Annotated in this window: 18 protein-coding genes; 6 read left to right on the top strand and 12 right to left on the bottom strand. The window is 60.5% G+C overall.

What is annotated here, in order from left to right:
• Window positions 1–232 precede the first annotated feature (232 nt).
• Together lexA and sulA are read left to right on the top strand one after the other, a co-directional pair.
• Window positions 233–841 carry a transcriptional repressor LexA gene (lexA, locus tag H096_RS28125; RefSeq protein ID WP_003172575.1) on the top strand — a complete coding sequence of 203 codons (609 nt, stop codon included), beginning with the start codon at window positions 233–235 and terminating at the stop codon, window positions 839–841.
• 10 nt (window positions 842–851) lie between these two features.
• Complete coding sequence (sulA, locus tag H096_RS28130) at window positions 852–1,325, top strand: SOS-induced cell division inhibitor SulA (RefSeq protein WP_033902577.1); 474 nt, start codon at window positions 852–854, stop codon at window positions 1,323–1,325.
• A 52-nt stretch (window positions 1,326–1,377) separates the two neighbouring features.
• Here sulA and H096_RS28135 read toward each other — a convergent pair whose 3' ends face one another.
• From H096_RS28135 to H096_RS28165, 7 genes are all read right to left on the bottom strand, one after another.
• Window positions 1,378–1,611 carry a hypothetical protein gene (locus H096_RS28135; RefSeq protein ID WP_016975264.1) on the bottom strand — a complete coding sequence of 78 codons (234 nt, stop codon included), beginning with the start codon at window positions 1,609–1,611 and terminating at the stop codon, window positions 1,378–1,380.
• Window positions 1,612–1,721: 110 nt separating this feature from the next.
• On the bottom strand, window positions 1,722–2,243 hold the full coding sequence (locus H096_RS28140) for a DUF6586 family protein (RefSeq protein WP_033902578.1): 522 nt from the start codon (window positions 2,241–2,243) through the stop codon (window positions 1,722–1,724).
• 126 nt (window positions 2,244–2,369) lie between these two features.
• Entirely contained in the window at window positions 2,370–4,991 is a 2,622-nt protein-coding gene (gene topA / locus H096_RS28145; RefSeq protein ID WP_033902579.1) for a type I DNA topoisomerase, read from the bottom strand.
• A 114-nt stretch (window positions 4,992–5,105) separates the two neighbouring features.
• A complete protein-coding gene (locus H096_RS28150; protein WP_028619417.1) occupies window positions 5,106–5,342 on the bottom strand; it encodes a DUF1653 domain-containing protein in 237 nt (78 codons plus the stop codon).
• 97 nt (window positions 5,343–5,439) lie between these two features.
• A complete protein-coding gene (gene fadA / locus H096_RS28155; RefSeq protein WP_016975260.1) occupies window positions 5,440–6,615 on the bottom strand; it encodes an acetyl-CoA C-acyltransferase FadA in 1,176 nt (391 codons plus the stop codon).
• A gap of 29 nt (window positions 6,616–6,644) precedes the next feature.
• Window positions 6,645–8,792, bottom strand: a complete 2,148-nt coding sequence (gene fadB, locus H096_RS28160; protein WP_033902580.1) for a fatty acid oxidation complex subunit alpha FadB — start codon at window positions 8,790–8,792, stop codon at window positions 6,645–6,647.
• A 482-nt stretch (window positions 8,793–9,274) separates the two neighbouring features.
• Complete coding sequence (locus tag H096_RS28165) at window positions 9,275–9,712, bottom strand: hypothetical protein (RefSeq protein ID WP_033902581.1); 438 nt, start codon at window positions 9,710–9,712, stop codon at window positions 9,275–9,277.
• Between the two features lie 105 nt (window positions 9,713–9,817).
• Between H096_RS28165 and H096_RS28170 the strand changes: the two genes are divergently transcribed.
• On the top strand, window positions 9,818–10,261 hold the full coding sequence (locus H096_RS28170) for a universal stress protein (protein ID WP_033902582.1): 444 nt from the start codon (window positions 9,818–9,820) through the stop codon (window positions 10,259–10,261).
• A 64-nt stretch (window positions 10,262–10,325) separates the two neighbouring features.
• On the opposite strand, the gene H096_RS28175 is transcribed toward H096_RS28170, so the two are convergent.
• Window positions 10,326–12,245: an ATP-binding cassette domain-containing protein gene (locus H096_RS28175; RefSeq protein ID WP_033902583.1), complete on the bottom strand. Its 1,920-nt coding sequence runs from the start codon at window positions 12,243–12,245 to the stop codon at window positions 10,326–10,328.
• Between the two features lie 213 nt (window positions 12,246–12,458).
• Here H096_RS28175 and H096_RS28180 point away from each other — a divergent pair, with 213 nt between their 5' ends.
• Window positions 12,459–14,387, top strand: coding sequence for a transglycosylase SLT domain-containing protein (locus H096_RS28180; protein WP_033902584.1), 1,929 nt, complete (start codon window positions 12,459–12,461; stop codon window positions 14,385–14,387).
• An 84-nt stretch (window positions 14,388–14,471) separates the two neighbouring features.
• Here H096_RS28180 and H096_RS28185 read toward each other — a convergent pair whose 3' ends face one another.
• Complete coding sequence (locus H096_RS28185; RefSeq protein WP_162240133.1) at window positions 14,472–16,256, bottom strand: ABC transporter transmembrane domain-containing protein; 1,785 nt, start codon at window positions 16,254–16,256, stop codon at window positions 14,472–14,474.
• A 247-nt stretch (window positions 16,257–16,503) separates the two neighbouring features.
• Here H096_RS28185 and H096_RS34290 point away from each other — a divergent pair, with 247 nt between their 5' ends.
• Complete coding sequence (locus H096_RS34290; RefSeq protein WP_033902586.1) at window positions 16,504–16,677, top strand: PA1571 family protein; 174 nt, start codon at window positions 16,504–16,506, stop codon at window positions 16,675–16,677.
• 53 nt (window positions 16,678–16,730) lie between these two features.
• Here H096_RS34290 and pdxB read toward each other — a convergent pair whose 3' ends face one another.
• The gene (gene pdxB / locus H096_RS28195) at window positions 16,731–17,873 is read right to left on the bottom strand and encodes a 4-phosphoerythronate dehydrogenase PdxB (protein WP_033902587.1); all 1,143 of its coding nucleotides are present in this window, start codon (window positions 17,871–17,873) and stop codon (window positions 16,731–16,733) included.
• A 140-nt stretch (window positions 17,874–18,013) separates the two neighbouring features.
• On the opposite strand from pdxB, the gene H096_RS28200 reads away from it, so the two are divergent.
• Entirely contained in the window at window positions 18,014–19,408 is a 1,395-nt protein-coding gene (locus H096_RS28200) for an MATE family efflux transporter (protein WP_033902588.1), read from the top strand.
• Here the strand turns inward: H096_RS28200 and tusA are convergent.
• Entirely contained in the window at window positions 19,405–19,656 is a 252-nt protein-coding gene (gene tusA, locus H096_RS28205; RefSeq protein WP_033902589.1) for a sulfurtransferase TusA, read from the bottom strand. The two genes, H096_RS28200 and tusA, sit on opposite strands and share 4 nt — an antisense overlap.
• Window positions 19,657–19,683: 27 nt before the next feature.
• The gene (rlmM, locus tag H096_RS28210) at window positions 19,684–20,760 is read right to left on the bottom strand and encodes a 23S rRNA (cytidine(2498)-2'-O)-methyltransferase RlmM (protein WP_016975248.1); all 1,077 of its coding nucleotides are present in this window, start codon (window positions 20,758–20,760) and stop codon (window positions 19,684–19,686) included.
• Between the last annotated feature and the right edge of the window lie 23 nt (window positions 20,761–20,783).

Here is a 20,783-nt window from a genome sequence, read left to right on the forward strand (position 1 = left end):
ACATACGTTTCAGGGTGTGTCTTGTCAAGCCTGCGGGTTCGCTTTCCGGCCGGGCAGTCATACATTTCATCGCTATTTAATCACATCCATACCGGTCTGTAGGCAGCGCTATCCCTGGCTTGTGGGAAGCATGCCCGATGACCGTCCAGCGGAGGGGCAGAAAAGGATGATTGCCAAGCGCAGTTCACTGTATATAATCCCAGTCACTGTATAAAAAGACAGAGCGATCAACATGCTAAAACTGACGCCACGCCAAGCTGAGATTCTGGCTTTTATCAAGCGCTGCCTCGATGACAACGGCTACCCGCCGACACGAGCGGAAATTGCGCTGGAACTGGGGTTCAAGTCCCCCAACGCCGCTGAAGAACACCTCAAGGCCCTCGCTCGCAAAGGCGCGATCGAGATGACCCCCGGTGCCTCGCGCGGTATTCGAATCCCTGGCTTCGAAGCCAAGGCCGACGAATCGACCCTGCCGATCATCGGCCGTGTCGCCGCCGGTGCGCCGATCCTGGCGCAGCAGCACGTCGAGGAATCCTGCAACATCAACCCGACCTTCTTCCATCCTCGCGCCGACTACCTGTTGCGGGTCCACGGCATGAGCATGAAGGACGTGGGCATCTTCGATGGCGACCTGCTGGCCGTCCACACCACCCGCGAAGCCCGTAATGGCCAGATCGTCGTCGCCCGCATCGGCGATGAAGTCACCGTCAAACGCTTCAAGCGCGAAGGCAGCAAGGTCTGGCTCCTGGCCGAGAACCCTGAGTTCGCCCCGATTGAAGTGAACCTGAAAGACCAGGACCTGGTGATCGAAGGCTTGAGCGTCGGCGTCATTCGCCGCTAGAGGAGGCATCATGCAACTCGTCCACACCCCACAACACACACAACTGTCGCTGTTCGAGGCCTTCATGGCCCAACCCCTTGCGCCTATCCTCAAGGAAACGGTCGAGGCGCCCTGGGATGCAGAACCTGAGGCGTTCAGTGAATTGTCGTTGCGCGGTGCAGCGGGGAGTTGCCTGAGCCTGCTCGCGCCGATCCTGCGTGATCTGAGCGAAGAGCAGGACGCCCGCTGGCTGACGCTGATCGCCCCGCCCGCCAGCCTGACCCAGGCCTGGCTGCGGGATGCCGGTCTCAACCGCGAGCGTATCCTGCTACTGCAACCGCGCGGCGCACAAAGTGCCCAGCAGTTGACCTGTGAAGCATTGCGTCTGGGCCGCAGCCATACGGTGGTGAGCTGGTTGAACCCACTGAGTGTCAGCGCCAAGCAACAGTTGATCAGTGCCGCGCGCACGGGGGATGCGCAGAGCTTGAACATTCGATTGGGATAAACGGCTTTTATAGTGAGCGGGCTTGCCCGCTCACTACAACGATCACCGTCAGTCAGTGAAGAACCCGCGGCCCCTCGTCTTTCTCCGGCTCGCCTTCCGCCAGGCGGCCGGCCATCTGCACACCCACGCTCAACATGGCTTTAGCCACTTCCACATGCTGGCCTTGCAGGAACTGTTTGGCATCCTCGGAAAAATCCAGGATAACCAGAGAACCCTCGTCCTCAGCCCGGCGCAGCTCGATTCGGCCGTCAGGCAACTCAACAATTTCCAGAAAGGACGTTGGCATAAAAGTCTGTTCTCCACGAAAGGCCGGGATTATATCAGTCATCCACCCAGCCCCGCAGAGGATCTGAACAGGTTTCTTGACAGCTTGATGAATGGTCGCCTACCGGATGCTCAACACTCGTTGAGACCTTCGCGAAAACGCAGCGCCATCTTTTTCAGCTCCTGGCGCCAGCCTTCCAGCTCTTCCCGGCTTAACGGCTTGGGTTCTTCCTCTTCCAGCGCGACCGCCACGATCAGCGGCTGGGTCACATCCCCCTTGGGGACATGAGGAATACGCGGTGGCTGGAACATATCCGCATGCGCCTTGAGCAAACGCGCCACCCAACTGTCCGGGCTTTGAGCCATTTCCACCAGTTCGGCCAGCTCAGGAATGGCCATCGAGTCCAGCACTTCGCGATTCATGATCATTTCTGCACGGGGCGAGCCGGCTTGAGGCAGGCGGTAAAACCCGGCGATTTCATGGCACAGGCCCAGCAAGGCACCGTACAGGTGGAACAACGCCGCTTCACGCCCCGCCTGGACCAGCGCGATGGCATTCATCTCTTTCCCTTCCTCGGCGCGGCCAAGGGCTTCCAGGGATAAACCCGCGAAGTAAATTTTCTGATTGGTACGGGTATAGAGTTCGTTGGCCATGACGGCAATCTCCACAACGAATAAGCGTGATGCTGGCTGAACAGTGTCACGGATCAGCCGAGCGCACTGCAAGGGCAAAAAAAGGCCGCCTGTGCAGGCGGCCTTTGTCATTGGCAGATTAGTCGATCAAGCGCCCTGGCGCTTATCCTCGACCCTCCACTTGCCGCCGTCGTAGAACGCTTTCCAGCCGGTAGGCTTACCGTCCACTTCGGTCTGCACGTATTGCTCCTTGGTTTTGCGGCTGTAACGGATCACGGCTGGACGACCATCCGGGTCCTTCTTCGGCGCTTCACACAGGAAGTGGTACTTCGGATCGATCTCATCCTTGTGCGGCACGATCTCCAGCACCAGCGGCGCGCGGGTCTCGCGGTTTTTCGGGAACTGGCTGGCCGCCAGGAACAACCCCGAAGCGCCATCCCGCAGGATGTAGGTGTCGTTGACCTTCTCGCACTTGAGTTCCGGCATCTTCACCGGGTCCATCTTCGGCGGCGCCGCGTCACCGCTTTTCAGCAGTTTGCGGGTGTTCTTGCAGGTAGGGTTGGTGCAACCGAAGAACTTGCCGAAACGGCCGGTCTTGAGCTGCATCTCGCTGCCGCACTTGTCGCATTCCAGGCTCGGACCTTCGTAGCCCTTGATGCGATAGGTGCCCTCTTCAATCTCGTAGCCGTTGCAATCCGGGTTGTTACCGCAGATGTGCAGCTTGTGCTTCTCGTCCAGCAAGTAGGCGTCCATCGCCGTGCTGCAGATCGGGCAACGGTGCTTGCCACGCAGGACCAGCGACTCGGATTCACCCTCGTCATCGGCGGCGATTTCATCACCCGGCACCAGGTTGACGGTGGCCTTGCAGCGCTCTTTCGGCGGCAGGCTGTAGCCCGAGCAGCCGAGGAACACACCGGTGGACGCCGTACGAATCTGCATCGGCCGACCGCAGGTCTGGCACGGGATGTCGGTCATCACCGGCTGGTTGGCGCGCATGCCGTTTTCAGGGCTTTCGGCTACTTCGAGTTTCTTCTTGAAGTCGCCGTAGAACTCGTCCAGCACGTTTTTCCAGTCGCGTTCGCCCTGGGCCACGTCATCGAGGTTCTCTTCCATACCGGCGGTAAAGCCGTAGTCCATCAGGTTGGAGAAGCTCTCGGACAGGCGCTCGGTCACGATGTCGCCCATCTTTTCCGAGTAGAAGCGACGGTTGTGCAGCGCAACGTAGCCACGGTCCTGAATGGTCGAGATGATCGCCGCGTAGGTCGAAGGACGACCGATGCCGCGTTTTTCCATCTCTTTTACCAGGCTGGCTTCCGAATAACGCGCCGGCGGCTTGGTGAAGTGCTGCGACGGATCGAGCTTGATCAGCTTCAACGTATCGCCCTGGGCCATGTCCGGCAGCACGTCGTCATCGCCAGGCTTGGCGATTTGCGGCATCACACGGGTATAGCCGTCGAACTTGAGGATACGGCCCTTGGCACGCAGCTCGAAGTCCGAAGCCGCCACCGTCACGGTGGTGGACAGGTATTGCGCTGGCAGCATCTGGCAGGCCAGGAACTGGCGCCAGATCAGCTCGTAGAGGCGCTCAGCGTCGCGCTCCATGCCGCTCAGCTTGGCAGGCGTGGTGTTGGCGTCGGAAGGACGGATCGCTTCGTGAGCCTCTTGTGCACCTTCCTTGCTGCTGTAGACGTTCGGCTTCTCCGGCAGGTACTTCTTGCCGAACTCTTCTTCAATGTAAGTACGCGCCATCGCCACCGCATCTTGCGACAGGTTGGTGGAGTCGGTACGCATATACGTGATGTAGCCGGCTTCGTACAAGCGCTGGGCCATCATCATGGTTTTCTTCACCCCAAAGCCCAGGCGGTTGCTCGCGGCCTGTTGCAGGGTGGAAGTGATAAACGGTGCCGACGGCTTGCTGCTGGTCGGTTTGTCTTCACGCTTGACGATGCTGTAGCTGGAAGACTTGAGCTTCTCCAGCGCGGCCATCGCCTGGGCTTCGTTCAGCGGCTTGAACGCCTCGCCTTTCTCGCGGGCCACTTCAAAACGTACGTTGGCACCCTTGGCGGTGCCCAAGTCGGCGTGGACTTCCCAGTATTCTTCGGGGATGAACGCGCGGATTTCGCGCTCACGCTCCACCACCAGCTTTACCGCAACCGATTGCACACGGCCGGCCGACAGGCCACGGGCGATCTTGGCCCACAGCAGTGGCGAGACCATGTAGCCCACGACGCGGTCGAGGAAACGACGGGCCTGCTGGGCGTTGACACGATCGATATCCAGTTCGCCCGGCTTGGAGAAGGCTTCCTGGATGGCTTTCTTGGTGATTTCGTTGAACACCACGCGCTTGTAGCGGCTGTCATCACCGCCGATGGCTTCCCGCAGGTGCCAGGCAATGGCTTCCCCTTCGCGGTCCAAGTCCGTCGCGAGATAGATGGTGTCAGCATCCTTGGCGAGCCGGCGCAGCTCTTCGATGACCTTTTCCTTGCCTGGAAGGATTTCGTACTTGGCCTTCCAGCCATGATCCGGGTCCACACCCATGCGCGAGACCAGCTGCTTGCGCGCTTTCTCTTTAGGGGTGAGCACCGGACCTTCGCCCGCAGCCGCCTTGCCGCGCTTGGCGGCTGGCTCCTTGCTGGCGCTAGCCGAACCGCTGGTGGGCAGGTCTCGGATATGGCCGATACTCGACTTCACCACGTACTCGTTGCCCAAGTACTTGTTGATGGTCTTGGCCTTAGCCGGGGATTCCACAATGACCAGCGATTTGCCCATGGATCGGAAAATTCCTGAATTCGAGAAGTGAAAGGCAGTTGGCGCCTGTCGCGGCAACGCTATATATAGTGGCAACAAGGTGAGGTCAAGCGCAGCATTCTGCGCGACCTGCCGTTATTGCCCTGAAAAAAGACTGGGTTCGGCCTGGACCAAAGCAAAGCGCGGGACCTGCTCGCCGTCAACTTCGACGGTCTCCACAAACATGCTCAACGGGCGCACCCAAAAGCCGTAATCGCCATACAGTGCTTGGTAGAACACCACTTCTTCTTCGGTCTCGGAGTGGCGCGCCACACTGAAAACACGGTACTGCGGACCTTTATAATGCTGGTAGAGCCCTGGTTCGACTTTCATGCTCTGGCCCTCTTACAAAATTTGTTAAAAAAAAAATACAAAACCACCCAAAAACAAAAACCGGGGCACTGGGCCCCGGCTTCCGTCAACCCAACGCTTAGACGCGTTCGAAGACGGTGGAAATGCCTTGGCCGAGACCAATGCACATGGTTGCAACCCCAAGGTTGCCGCCATTTTGCTTCATCACGTTAAGCAAAGTGCCGGAGATACGCGCACCGGAGCAACCGAATGGGTGGCCCAGGGCAATCGCGCCGCCGTGCAGGTTAACCTTCTCATTCATCTTGTCGAGTACTTTCAAATCTTTCAGCACGGGCAGGGCCTGTGCGGCGAAAGCTTCGTTGAGCTCGAAGAAGTCGATGTCGTTGATGGTCAGGCCCGCGCGCTTCAAGGCTTTTTGTGTGGCCGGTACAGGACCATAGCCCATGATTGCCGGGTCCACACCTGCCACGGCCATCGAACGAATCACGGCCAGCGGTTGGATGCCCAGGTCCTGGGCACGTTGCGCCGACATCACGATCATGCACGAAGCACCGTCGGTGATTTGCGACGAAGTACCGGCAGTCACGGTGCCGCCCTTTGGATTGAACGCCGGCTTGAGCGCCGCCAGGCTTTCCAGGGTGGTGTCCGGACGAATGGTTTCGTCGTAGTCGAACAGTTTCAGGAAACCGTTCTCGTCATAACCGTTCATCGGGATGATTTCATCCTTGAACTTGCCTTCCACGGTCGCCTTGTGGGCGAGCTGGTGGGAACGCAGGCCGAACGCGTCCTGGGCTTCGCGGGTAATACCGTGCATTTTGCCAAGCATTTCCGCAGTCAGGCCCATCATGCCCGAGGCTTTCGCCGCGTACAGCGACATGTGCGGGTTAGGATCGACGCCGTGCATCATGCTGACGTGGCCCATATGCTCCACACCACCGACCACGAACACATCACCGTTGCCGGTCATGATCGCCTGGGCGGCCGTGTGCAGCGCGCTCATCGACGAACCGCACAGGCGGCTCACAGTCTGGCCGGCGGCGGTGTGCGGGATCTGGGTCATCAGCGACGCCATGCGCGCAATGTTCCAGCCCTGCTCCAGGGTCTGGTTGACGCAGCCCCAGATCACGTCTTCGACTTCGTTCGGGTCGACCTTGACGTTGCGTTCCAGCAGTTTGCTGATCAGGTGTGCCGACATATCTTCGGCACGGGTGTTGCGGTGCATGCCGCCCTTGGAGCGGCCCATCGGCGTACGACCGAAGTCGACGATCACGACGTCTCTTGGATTCAAGCTCATAAATATTCTCGCTCTAGTCGTCTGGGCACTTAACCGAAGAAGCGCTGGCCGTTCTTGGCCATTTCACGCAGCTTCGCGGTCGGGTGGTACAGCGGGCCCAAATCAGCGTATTGATCAGCCAGGGCAACGAACTCGGCCACACCGATCGAGTCGATGTAACGCAGCGCACCACCACGGAATGGAGGGAAACCAATACCGTACACCAGGCCCATATCGGCTTCGGCGGCGGTCTCGACGATGCCGTCTTCCAGGCAACGCACGGTTTCCAGGCACAGGGCGATCATCATCCAGTTGATGATGTCTTCGTCCGACACCTCACGCTGTTCGTAGATGACCGGAGCCAGCACTTCATGCACCGACGGGTCGGCCACTTTCTTCTGCTTGCCCTTCTTGTCGGCCTCGTAGGCGTAGAAACCCTTGCCGTTCTTCTGGCCCAGGCGCTTGGCCTCGTACAGCGCGTCGATCGCCGAACGGCGGTCGTCTTTCATGCGGTCCGGGAAGCCTTCAGCCATGACGTCGCGACCGTGGTGGCCGGTGTCGATGCCGACCACGTCCATCAGGTACGCCGGGCCCATTGGCCAGCCGAATTTTTCCATGATTTTGTCGATGCGCACGAAGTCCACGCCGGCGCTGACCAACTTGGCGAAACCACCGAAGTACGGGAACAACACGCGGTTGACCAGGAAGCCCGGGCAGTCGTTGACCACGATCGGGTTCTTGCCCATTTTCTTGGCGTAAGCAACGGTGGTGGCAACCGCCAGCTCGCTGGACTTCTCGCCACGGATCACTTCCACCAGCGGCATCATGTGCACCGGGTTGAAGAAGTGCATGCCGACGAAGTTTTCCGGACGCTTGAGGGCCTTGGCCAGCAGCGAGATGGAAATGGTCGAGGTGTTGGACGCCAGGATGGTGTCGTCTTTGACCTGGGCTTCCACTTCAGCCAGTACGGCTTGCTTGACCTTCGGGTTCTCGACAACCGCTTCGACCACCAGGTCGACGTGGCCGAAATCGCCGTAGGACAGCGTAGGACGAATGCCGTTAAGCACTTCAGCCATTTTCGCGGCGGTCATGCGACCTTTATCCACGCGGCCGACCAGCAGCTTGGCGGCTTCTGCCAGGCCTTGCTCGATGCCGTGCTCGTTGATGTCTTTCATCAGGATCGGCGTGCCTTTGGACGCCGACTGATAGGCGATACCGCCGCCCATGATACCGGCGCCGAGTACGGCTGCCTGTTTCACGTCCTTGGCGATTTCGTCGTAGGCCTTGGCCTTTTTCTTCAGTTCCTGATCGTTCAGGAACAGGCCGATCAGGCTCTGGGCTGCGGAGGTTTTCGCCAGTTTGACGAAGCCAGCCGCTTCCACTTCCAGGGCTTTGTCGCGACCGAAGTTCGCGGCTTTCTGGATGGTCTTGATCGCTTCAACCGGTGCCGGGTAGTTCGGGCCGGCCTGGCCAGCCACGAAACCTTTGGCGGTTTCGAACGACATCATTTGTTCGATGGCGTTGAGCTTGAGTTTTTCCAGCTTCGGCTGACGCTTGGCCTTGTAGTCAAATTCGCCGCTGATGGCGCCCTTGATCAGGTTCAGTGCGGCTTCGGCCAGTTTGTCCGGGGCAACCACAGCGTCGACAGCACCGACTTTCAGCGCGTCTTCAGCACGGTTTTCCTTGCCAGCGGCAATCCACTCGATGGCGTTGTCGGCACCGATCAGGCGCGGCAGGCGTACGGTGCCGCCGAAACCTGGGTAGATGCCCAGTTTGACTTCAGGCAGGCCGATCTTGGCCGTGGCCGACATGACGCGAAAGTCAGCCGCCAGGCACATTTCCAGGCCGCCGCCCAACGCGATGCCGTTGATAGCGGCGACGGTCGGTACGTTGAGGTCTTCAAAATCGCTGAAAATCTTGTTGGCTTCGAGGTTGCCAGCCACCAGCTCGGCATCGGGCAGCTTGAAGTTGTCGACGAATTCGGTGATGTCAGCGCCGACGATAAACACGTCCTTGCCGCTGGAAACGATCACGCCCTTGACCGAAGCATCTGCTTTGATGGTGTCCACGGCCTGACGCAATTCATTCAGGGTTAGACGGTTGAACTTGTTGACGGACTCACCCTTGAGGTCGAACTTCAGTTCGACGATGCCACTTTCAAGAGCCTTAACCGTGATGGCTTTACCTTCGTAAATCATCAACTGATCTCCACGATATGGAAGCTGAACAGTACACACTGGACGCTGGCCTCTGGTTGGACACTGACAGTTGCGTCAATGCTCATGCCAATCCGCCAGGCACACCCGCCAATGCGATAGTCGGGATTCTGTATGAGTCGTCTGACAGACAAACGCTCAATTCATACGCCCGTTTGATTTGGGTACGCCACCTTCATCCAATTCCGGGCAATTGTCAATCGCTCGAAAGGCTAGGAAAAACGCGACTTTCCAGTCATTTCAGAACCCCAACCCTAAGCCCGCGACTCGTCAATATTCAACTATTCACAAAATCAATAATGCAAAAGATGCGGGAAAAGACTGTACAGACCGGAATATGCGGCTAGGCTAGCCGCAACCGTAAAGCGTCTGGATGAACATCCGACGCGCGAAACACCAGAATTACCGGCCTGCCTGGCCAACTCCAGCCCGATGATGATGTCGGGCTTTTTATTGCGTGCGATTCAGGCCAGGGCCTTGAGCAGTGCATCAATAGCCTTCAACACGCTCGCCTCGCCCTTCTCGCCCCAATACAAGGCGATCATCTGCTTGTCGGCTTCGACCTTGTAGACGTTGTCCGGCAGCGTCGCAAAATGCGGCAACAACTTTTCATCGACACACACTTCGCGCCACTGATTGACCCAGACCCCAGGCTCCAGCTGCCAGTAACTCCAGATCGCCGGCGTGCTGCCGCGCCGTGGCCGGCAATACTGCGCGCACGGGCTCGGCGGCTCTTGCTTGAGCCAATGCGGCCACTCCTGGGGCGACAACTGCATGGCCAGGCCGATGCGGCGTGCCTCCATGCGCAGGGCCATGCGCCCGCTCTGATGGCGCGACGGGCGCAGCCATGCCAGAGGGCTCAGAACCACCACAAGGATTGACACCACTATCCAGACCGTCATATGTGTACTCCCGAATTTCTAGATGAGCGGATTTGACCTGACGCAACCCCATCCGCTTGAAAGCAGCCATACTGAACTTATTGCAGTCCCTTGGAGGAACGCCTCATGCCCTACCAACATATTCTGGTCGCTGTTGATCTGACCGAAGAGTGCGATCCAGTGATCAAGCGCGCGCAGGAGTCTGCATTGGCCAATGGCGCCATACTGTCGCTGGTGCATATCGTCGAGCCCATGGCCATGGCCTTTGGCGGTGACGTGCCGATGGACCTTTCCCAGTTGCAGCAACAGCAGTTTGACCAGGCCAAAGAGCGCCTTGACCGCTTGATTCTCAAATACCCGCACTTGAAAAAGGAAGACTGCCACCTCACCTACGGCCAACCGCGCCAGGAAATCCACCATCTGGCCAAGGAAAAGGGTTGCGACCTGATCGTGGTCGGCAGCCATGGCCGTCACGGGCTGGCGTTGCTGCTCGGTTCCACCGCCAATGATGTGCTACACGGTGCGCCGTGCGATGTGCTGGCGGTGAAGCTGGTCAAAGACGCCAAGTAAACCGATACGAAAAGCCCGGCACTCACATCAGTGAGGCCGGGCTTTTTTATGGCTGGCGGGTCAATCAGGCATCCAACTCGGCCCAGCGCTCAACCAGCACTTCCAACTCCTGGTTCAGTTTCTCCAGGGAAGCGATGACCTTGGCGGTTTCTGCCGCCGGACGCAGGTAGAAACCCGCGTCAGCCATGTCCGCTTCTACAGCGGCAATCTGCTGTTCCTTGGCGTCGATATCACCTGGCAAGGCTTCCAGCTCGCGCTGCAGCTTGTAGCTGAGCTTCTTTTTGGCCGAAGGCGCAGCTTCTTGGACAGGCGCAGCAGCGGCCACCGGGGTCACCACCGCCGAGTTCAAGTCGGCCTTGCCGGACTTGCTCTCGGTCACGCCCAGCAGGCGCGGCGAGCCGCCCTGGCGCAGCCAGTCCTGGTAACCACCGACGTATTCACGCACCTTGCCTTCGCCTTCGAAGACCAGGGTGCTGGTGACCACGTTGTCGAGGAATGCCCGGTCGTGGCTGACCATCAGCACAGTGCCATTGAAGGTCAACAGCACTTCTTCCAACAGCTCGAGGGTTTCCACGTCGAGGTCGTTGGTCGGTTCGTCGAGCACCAGCAGGTTGGCCGGCTTGCTGAACAGCTTGGCCAGCAGCAGGCGCGCACGCTCACCACCGGACAAGGCTTTCACCGGCGTACGTGCACGCTGCGGGCTGAACAGGAAGTCGCCCAGGTAGCTGAGGACGTGGCGGCTCTGGCCGTCGATATCGATAAAGTCGCGGCCTTCGGCAACGTTGTCGATCACGGTTTTTTCCAGGTCCAGCTGGTGGCGCAACTGGTCGAAGTAGGCCACGTCAATGCGCGTGCCTTCTTCCACGGTGCCGCTGGTCGGCTGCAGTCCGCTGAGCATCAGCTTGAGCAAGGTGGTCTTGCCGGTGCCGTTGGCGCCGAGCAGGCCGATACGGTCGCCGCGCTGCAGGACCATGGAGAAGTCCTTGATCAGGAACGGGCCGTCCGGGTGATGGAAGCTGACGTTCTCCAGCACCATCACTTGCTTGCCCGACTTGTCGGCGGTGTCCAGCTGGATATTCGCCTTGCCGGTGCGCTCGCGGCGTTCGCTGCGCTCGACACGCAGGGCTTTCAGGGCGCGTACGCGGCCTTCGTTACGGGTGCGGCGGGCCTTGATGCCCTGGCGGATCCAGACTTCTTCCTGGGCCAGCTTTTTGTCGAACAGCGCGTTGGCGGTTTCTTCGGCAGCCAGCGCGGCTTCCTTGTGTACCAGGAAGCTGGCGTAGTCGCCGTTCCAGTCGATCAGGCCGCCACGGTCCAGTTCAAGAATGCGGGTGGCCAGGTTCTGCAGGAAGGAACGGTCGTGCGTGATGAACAGCACGGCGCCCTGGAATTCCTTGAGGGCTTCTTCCAGCCAGGCAATCGCGCCAATGTCCAAGTGGTTGGTCGGTTCGTCGAGCAGCAGCAGATCCGGCTCGGACACCAGGGCCTGGGCCAGCAGCACACGACGACGCCAGCCGCCGGACAACTCGGCGAGGGTCTTGTCGGCCGGCAGTTGCAGGCGGCTCAAGGTGCTGTCGACCAGTTGCTGCAAGCGCCAGCCATCACGGGCTTCGAGGTCTTGCTGAACGTGCATCAGCTTGTTCAGGTCATCTTCGGTGACGCAGTTCTGCGCCAGGTGATGGTATTCGGCGAGCAGTGCGCCGACGCCGTCGAGGCCTTCGGCAACCACGTCGAACACTGTCCGTCCGTCGGCCACCGGCAATTCTTGCGGCAATTCGCCGATCTTGAGGCCCGGCGCGCGCCATACGGAGCCGTCATCGGGCTTCTGGTCGCCTTTGACCAGCTTCATCATGCTGGATTTGCCGGTGCCGTTGCGGCCGATGATGCACACCCGCTCACCACGGGCGATCTGCCAGGACACCTTGTCCAACAACGGCATAGCGCCGAAAGCAAGGGACACATCGCTGAATTTGAGCAGGGTCATACGCTTCTCCAAAAACTGGGCGCGCATTCTACCTGAGTTAGGGGTGGGATGCGGCTGGCATTTTCGCTGCCGACACGTTCTGTAGGACATTTCCAACGAACTTGAACGAACCGCCCAGCAAAGCTTTCGTCTGCGTCGGGCAAAAGGCTAAGCTAGGGGCAATCAGTGTCGGCGGTGCCGATGCTAGTCGTGATTTCTCTGCACGGACGTCTCATGCGCAGTCGCCTTTTCAACTTTTTATCTTGTCTGCTTCTTTCCGCCACCGCCGTTCAATCCGCCCAGGCCGTGGACCTCACCACCCAACGTCAATATTACGATGAAGCCAAACGCGCCTTGGCCAAGGGCGATACCGGCCCGTACATGCAATACAGCCAGGCCCTGGCCGACTATCCGCTGACGCCGTACCTGGCCTACGACGAACTGACGGCGCGCCTGAAAACCGCGAGCAACCAGGAAATCGAGCAGTTCCTGGCCAAAAACGGTGACCTGCCCCAGGCCAACTGGATGAAACTGCGCTGGTTGCGCTGGTTGGCCGACCGCGGCGATTGGCAGACTTTTGAAAAGTACTACGACGCCAAGCTCAATTTCGTCGAGCTGGACTGCCTGCATGGCCAGTACCAGCTTACCCATAACCTGAAAGCCGAAGGCTACAAGACCACCGAAAAGCTCTGGATGACCGGCAAGTCTCAACCGGCTGCCTGCGATGCCACCTTCGGCCAATGGGCGGCTGACGGCCAGCTCACCGAACAGAAAATCTGGGACCGCGCCAAGCTCGCCGCCGAAGCGCGCAACTACGCACTCGCCAACAGCCTGGTGAAAACCTTGCCCACCCTCGGCGCTCAAGGCCGCCTGATGGTGGACGTGGCGCAAAAGCCCGACATGCTCAGTGACCCGTCACGTTTCCTGCCAGCCACCGAGGCCATGTCTGACGCCGTGGGCCTGGGCCTGCGTCGCCTGGCCCGCCAGGATCCAGACAAGGCCATGGCCCTGCTCGACGGCTACGCCAGCAGCATGCACTTCTCCCGTGACGAAAAAGTGTCGATCGCCCGTGAAATCGGCCTGACGTTGGCCAAGCGCTACGACCCGCGCGCCCTTGAGGTGATGACCAAATACGACCCAGAACTGCGCGACAACACCGTCTCCGAATGGCGCCTGCGTCTGCTGTTGCGCCTGGCGCGCTGGGAAGACGCCTACCAGTTGACCCGCAAACTCCCACAAGACCTGGCGACCACCAACCGCTGGCGCTACTGGCAGGCCCGCAGCCTGGAACTGGCCGAGCCGAAAAACCCACAAGCGCTGGTGTTGTACAAGAACCTGGCGCAAGAGCGTGACTTCTACGGCTTCCTTGCGGCGGATCGCTCCAAAGCCCCGTATCAGTTGAAGAACAAACCGCTGCTGATGAGCCAGGCGCTGGTCAACAAGGTGCGCAACACGCCGGGCGTGCGCCGTGCGCTGGAATTCTATGCCCGTGGCCAAGTAGTGGATGGTCGTCGCGAGTGGTACCACGTGAGCCGTCACTTCAACCGTGACGAGATGGTCGCCCAGGCCAAGTTGGCGTATGACATGAAATGGTATTTCCCGGCGATCCGCACCATCAGCCAGGCGCAGTACTGGGATGACCTGGACATCCGTTTCCCGATGGCCCACCGCGACACCCTGGTGCGTGAAGCCAAGGTGCGCGGCCTGCATTCCAGCTGGGTGTTCGCCATTACCCGCCAGGAAAGTGCCTTCATGGACGACGCCCGCTCCGGCGTCGGTGCCAGCGGCCTGATGCAACTGATGCCCGGCACTGCCAAGGAAACCGCGCGCAAGTTCAGCATACCCCTGGCCTCCCCGGCCCAGGTACTGGACCCGGACAAGAACATCCAGCTCGGCGCCGCGTACCTGAGCCAGGTGCATAGCCAGTTCAACGGCAACCGCGTGCTCGCCTCCGCCGCCTACAACGCCGGCCCCGGCCGCGTGCGCCAGTGGCTGCGTGGCGCGGACCACCTGAGTTTCGATGTGTGGGTGGAAAGCATCCCGTTCGATGAAACCCGCCAGTATGTGCAGAACGTGCTGTCTTATTCGGTGATCTACGGGCAGAAGCTCAACTCGCCACAGCCGTTGGTGGATTGGCATGAGCGATATTTTGATGATCAGTAACAAGAGCAGCTTCAAGCGTTAAGTTTGAAGCTTCAAGAGAAATGCCCGCATTGAGAAATGCGGGCATTTTTTATGGACTGTACGTTAGTGTGATGCGTGTTCTTCAAGTCCATCACTGAACTGCAACGCCGCCAGTCTTGCATACAACGCATTGCTCGCAATCAACTGCTGATGCGTACCCACAGCCACTAACTTGCCCTGGTCCATCACCGCGATCCTGTCGGCGTTTTTCACCGTGGCCAGTCGATGGGCGATCACCAGGGTGGTGCGCCCTTGCATCAATTGCGGCAGCGCTTGCTGGATCAGGTGTTCACTCTGGGCATCAAGGGCGCTGGTAGCTTCGTCGAGCAGCAGGATCGGCGCGTCCACCAACAACGCGCGGGCGATGGCCAGGCGTTGGCGTTGGCCGCCGGAAAGGCCCATGCCGCCGTCGCCCAAGTGAGTCTGGTAGCCATCGGGCATTTGCAGGATGAAGTCGTGGGCATGGGCGATGCGAGCAGCGGCTTCGACCTGTTCCTGGGTGGCGGTTGGGTTGCCGTAACGGATGTTGTCTTCGACGCTGCCGAAGAACAGCGCTGGGCTCTGGGACACCAGGGCGAAGTGACGGCGCAGGTCCATGGGGTCGAGCTCGGTGAGCGGATGGCCTTCGAGCAGGATGCGGCCTTGCTGGGGGTCGTAGAAGCGCAACAACAGGTCGAAAATCGTCGATTTACCCGCGCCGGAGGGGCCCACCAACGCGAGGGTTTCGCCGGGATTGATGGTCAGGTCAAGGCCGTCGATGGCGTAGCTGTCCGGCCGTGAGGGATAGGAAAAACGCAGGTCTTGCAGCTCCATGCGGCCGCTGACGCGGGCGGGCAATTGGACGGTGCCTGCGCTCGGCGCCTGGATCTCGTTGCTCGACTGCAACAACTCACCAATGCGCTCGGCCGCCCCGGCGGCGCGTTGCAACTCACCGAGCACTTCGCTCAGGGTGCCGACCGCGCTGCCGACGATCAGGCTGTAGAACACGAACGCCGCCAGCTCGCCGCCGGAAATACGCCCGCTGATCACGTCCATGCCGCCGACCCACAGCATCACGCCCACGGCACCGAGCACCAGCATGATCACCAGGGTAATCAGCCAGGCGCGTTGGGTGATGCGCTTGCGCGCGGTGGTGAAGGCGTCTTCCACGGTCACGGCGAAACGCTGTTCGTCCTGCACCTGGTGATTGTAGGCCTGCACGGTCTTGATTTGGCCGAGCGTCTCAGACACATAGCTGCCCACATCGGCGATGCGGTCCTGGCTTTGCCGTGACAGCGTGCGCACCCGGCGGCCGAAGATGAGTATCGGGGCCAGCACCAACGGCAACGCCACCACCACGATGCTGGTGAGCTTGGGGTTGGTGACAAACAGCAGCACGATGCCACCGATGACCATCAACGCATTACGCAGGAACAGCGACAGCGATGAGCCGATTACCGACTGCAGCAAGGTGGTGTCGGTGGTCAGTCGCGACTGGATCTCCGAACTGCGGTTGTTCTCGTAAAAGCCCGGATGCAGATAGATCAAGTGGTTGAACACTTGCCGACGAATATCCGCCACTACGCGCTCGCCGATCCAAGACACCAGGTAGAACCGCGCAAACGTGCCCACCGCCAGACCCAGCACCAGGATCATGAACAGGCCGATGGACTGGTTGAGCAAGTGCGGGGATTGGGTCATGAAACCCTGGTCCACCAGCAGGCGAATGCCCTGCCCCATGGACAAAGTGATGCCGGCCGTGACGATCAGCGCCAACAGGGCGCCGAGCGCCTGCCAGCGGTAGGGTGCGATGAAGCGGCTGGCCAGACGGATCGCGCGGCGTTGACGGACTGAGAACATGGAGGGCATCACCAATGAGGAACCTGTCTTCAACATTGGGGGAACTTGGGTAAATAACAATGAGTCAGGTTAATTATGCCCGCCGATACCTAACCCTAGAGGCTATCGGTCTAACCCCTGGCTGGAAATTTGTATCGGTTTCTGGTCGACTGGGTATTCGAACCGGTGACTTTGAAAGGAGTTGTAACAGCCTGGTCACGCGGGCGGCTTAGAGTGATAAGCAGAATGGGTACACAACCTGATGAGGAGACAGGCCATGACCTTGCAGAACAGCAGCGATGCCAACGTTAACGTGATCCGTCAGCCACAGCAGTTGCCTTGCTCGTATATCAACGCCAAGGGCGAGGAAGTGACGATCACCGAGGAAATGATCCAGCAAGCCTGCCGCGAACTGGACGAAAAACTGGTCAAGCCTGCCCAGCAAGGCTGAAGCGCCGACGCTCTTTCAAACCCGGCCCAGGTGGCCGGGTTTTTTATGGGGGTCTAAACGCTCACCGCGCCCAATGCGCTGATGATGTTCGACAGCGCCGCCGATTCACCGTTGATACGCACCTTCAAGCCATCAATCTCGCGGCGCTCCGGGTAGTTCTTGCGCAGCAGGTCAAACGCCTTACGCTGTTCTTCCACTGTTCCCACCAGACTACGCCGGAAATCCGCATCATCACGGCGCGGGTCGTACACGCTGCGGCACAGGGTCGCCAGCGCCCAGGCAGGGTCGGTGGACGCATTCAACTGCACCTCAGCCAACCACGGCGGCGGCAGCAAGTCACTCAACTGAATGCCCGGCGCCTGCCCCAGGTGCGCGCAGAACGCCTGATAGATCTGCGCCGTGCCGCGTTGCTTGCCATCCAGGCTGTAGCCGGCGATGTGCGGCGTAGCCAGCACGCACAAATCTGCCAGGTCCACGTCCACTTCAGGCTCGCCCTCCCACACGTCCAGCACCGCTTGCAGGTCTTCGCGCGCGAGCAGCACCTCGCGCAGGGCGGCATTGTCCACCACCGGGCCACGGCTGGCGTTGATCAGCCAGGTGCCGGGCTTGAGCTGGTTGAGCCGCTGGCGATCAAACAGGTGCCAGGTGGAACCGTTGCCGGACTTGGTCAGCGGTGTGTGCAGGCTGATCACATCGCATTGCTCGATGACCTGCTCCAGGCTGACGTAATCGCCGTCTTCGGCAATCTGCCGTGGCGGATCGCACACCAACACGTTCCAGCCCAGGCCCTTGAGCACCTTGACCAGCCGCCCGCCGACTTCGCCGGCCCCGACCACGCCATAGGTGCGCTGAGTGAGGTCGGCACCTTCGATTTCCGCCAGAGTCATCAGGCTACCCAGCACATAATCCACCACGCCACGGGCATTGCAGCCGGGGGCGCTGGACCATTGGATGCCGGCCTGCTTGAAGTAATCGAGGTCCAGGTGGTCGGTGCCGATGGTGCAGGTGCCGACGAAGCGCACTTTCGTGCCCTCCAGCAGGGCGCGGTTGACGTTGGTCACCGAGCGCACCAGCAACACGTCGGCCTGCTCGACCGTGGCGCGGTCGATGGAACGGCCGGGCACGCGGCGAATCTCGCCAAATCCCTGGAAGAATGCATCGAGCAGCGGAATATTTTCGTCGGCAACAATCAGCATGGCAGGCTCCTTTCGCGGACCCGCAGTGTACAGGGATCACAGCCCGCGCTTACAAATCCCTAACACAGGTTTTTTCCTGACCAGTGCGTCAAAGCGTAGAATCCGCCGTCCTTGCGCTTCCCTTTATTGGACACCTGTACGTGAACACTGCAACTGCCACCCTCAGCCGCCCCGCCCGCATCAGCCGGGAAGTCGGCGGCCTGCTGACGCTCGCCCTGCCGATCATGGTCGGCCAACTGGCCACCACCGCGATGAGTTTTGTCGATGCGGTGATGGCCGGCCGCGTCAGCCCACAGGACCTGGCGGCGGTGGGCCTGGGCAACTCGATCTGGATCCCGGTCTACCTGCTGATGAGCGGTACGCTGCTGGCCACCACGCCGAAAGTCGCGCAACGCTACGGCGCGGGCCAGTACCGCGAGATCGGGCCGTTGGTGCGTCAATCACTGTGGCTGGCCTTGATGGTCGGCATCATCGGCTCACTGCTGCTGCTCTGCGCCGAACCGATCCTGCATGCAATGAAGGTGGAGCCGGACCTGATCGCGCCCACCATGGGTTACTTGCATGGCATCGCCGCCGGTATGCCGGCCATTGCGTTCTATTACGTGCTGCGCTGCTTCAGTGACGGCCTGGGCCGCACGCTGCCGAGCATGGTCATGGGCCTCTTCGGCCTAGCGCTGAACATTCCACTGAACTACATCTTCATCTATGGTCACCTCGGCCTGCCGGCCATGGGCGGCGTAGGCTGCGGCTGGGCCACGGCCATTTCGATGTGGGCGATGATGCTCGGCCTGGCCGGCTGGACCCGCTGGGGGCCGGCCTACCAGAGCAGCGAGTTGTTCAAGCGCTTCGATTGGCCGCAATGGGCAGTGATCAAGCGCGTGCTGGGCATTGGCTTGCCGATTGGCGTGGCGATCTTTGCCGAGTCGAGCATTTTTGCAGTGATCGCCCTGCTGCTCGGTGGCTTGGGCGCCACCGTGGTGTCCGGTCATCAGATCGCGCTGAACATCAGTTCCATGGTGTTCATGATCCCGTACTCCTTGAGCATGGCCGTCACCGTGCGCGTGGGCCAGGCGCTGGGGCGTGGGGAACCGCGTGACGCCCGCTTTGCCGCCGGTGTCGGCATGGGCACGGCGCTGGCCTACGCCTGCCTGTCCTGCAGCCTGATGCTGCTATTTCGCGAGCAGATTGCGGCGATCTACACCCCGGACCCGGTGGTCATTCACCTGGCGTCGACGTTGATCGTGTTTGCAGCGCTGTTCCAGTTCAGCGACTCGATCCAGGTGACGGCAGCTGGCGCACTGCGTGGCTACCAGGACACCCGAGTGACCATGGTGCTGACGCTGTTCGCATACTGGGGCGTTGGCCTGCCGGTGGGTTACGCCCTGGGCCTGACGAATTGGCTGGGCGAGCCGAGCGGCCCAAGCGGCTTGTGGCAAGGGCTGATCGTGGGCCTGAGCTGTGCGGCGGGGATGTTGCTGGTGCGCCTGGCGCGCAGTGCACGCCGGCGTATCCGCGCCGACAAGGCGCGGGTTTAAGCGGACTTCTTGCGGATCCAGTACAGGTACGTACCGGCCTGCTCCTGCTGACCCACCAATTCGTGGTCAAGGAACACGCAGAACTTGGGGATATCGCGGCGCGTGGACGGGTCGGTCGCGATCACCTTGAGCAAGCCGCCGGGCGGCAGGTCGCGGATGTGCTGGTGCAGCATCATCACGGGTTCCGGGCAATTCAAGCCTGTTGCATCTAGGGTGCCGTCGACGGCGCTGTCGAAAATATCGCTCATGATCTACTCCTGAAACTGGCCACCAGTCTACCGGGCCTTGGTTTTCTTCACATCCACCAACCGACGCAAATGGCAGGTCACTTCCTCACGGTCGTGATACAGCTGCTTGCAGCCGATCTCCACGCGGATGCCGCGCGCCTTGAAACCGTCTTCGATGCGTTCCAGCAGGCGCTTCACTTCGGCGTAGCGCTGCTTCATCGGCAGCTTCAGGTTCACCACCGCCTCGCGGCAATGCCCTTCGCCGATCCAGGTTTCCAGCAGCGCGGCGTTACGCGCCGGCTTTTCGACGATGTCGCAGACCATCCAGTCCACCGGCTGCTTGGGCACGAAGGTGAAACCGTCGGCCATCAAGTGCTGCACCAGGCCAGTGTCCATCAGGCTTTCGGCCATCGGGCCGTTGTCGATGGCAGTCACCAGCATGCCGCGGTTGACCAGTTGCCAGGTCCAGCCGCCGGGCGCTGCACCGAGGTCCACGCCGGTCATGTCGCCGTGCAGGCGCTCGTCCCACTGGTCGCGGGGAATGAAGTGGTGCCAGGCCTCTTCCAGCTTGAGGGTCGAACGGCTGGGTGCTTCGCGGGGGAACTTGAGGCGCGGGATACCCATCGGCCACATCGCCGAGTTGTTCGACTCGGCCAGGCCCATGAACACTTCGCGGCCACTCTTGAAGGTCAGCAGCAGGCGCGGCTTGCTCGGGTCGTCCACCAGCTTGCCGGCGTTCAGCAGGGCTTTGCGCAGGTGCACTTCGAATTTCTTGCAGAAATTGGACAGTTCCTTGCCGTCGTTGGTGTCGACCATTTCCAGCCACAGGCTGCCGCACACCGGGAACTCGCGCAGGTGAGCGAGGATCACGCTGATGCGGTCGGTTTCCGGCAGGTCGATGAACACCCCGCGCGCCCACTGCCGTGGAAAGATCAGCTCGGCAAAGCGCTGGCCGTGCATCAGGCGCTGGGCGCCGTCTTCCTCGGTGCAGACAAATTCGGCGCAGGCGCTGCCGGTCTTGGCCTTGGCGTAGCCGGAAACGTTCAGGCGCGCGGCGAGGTCCGCGATCTCGGAACAGACTTCGCCTTCAAAACCCGGGCGGCAGTGCATAAAAAGGGTGTTCATCAACTCTCCAAGTGAATCAACTG

The organism is Pseudomonas sp. FH1, assembly GCF_000510895.2.
GTDB classification, from domain to species: Bacteria; Pseudomonadota; Gammaproteobacteria; order Pseudomonadales; family Pseudomonadaceae; genus Aquipseudomonas; species Aquipseudomonas azotoformans_A.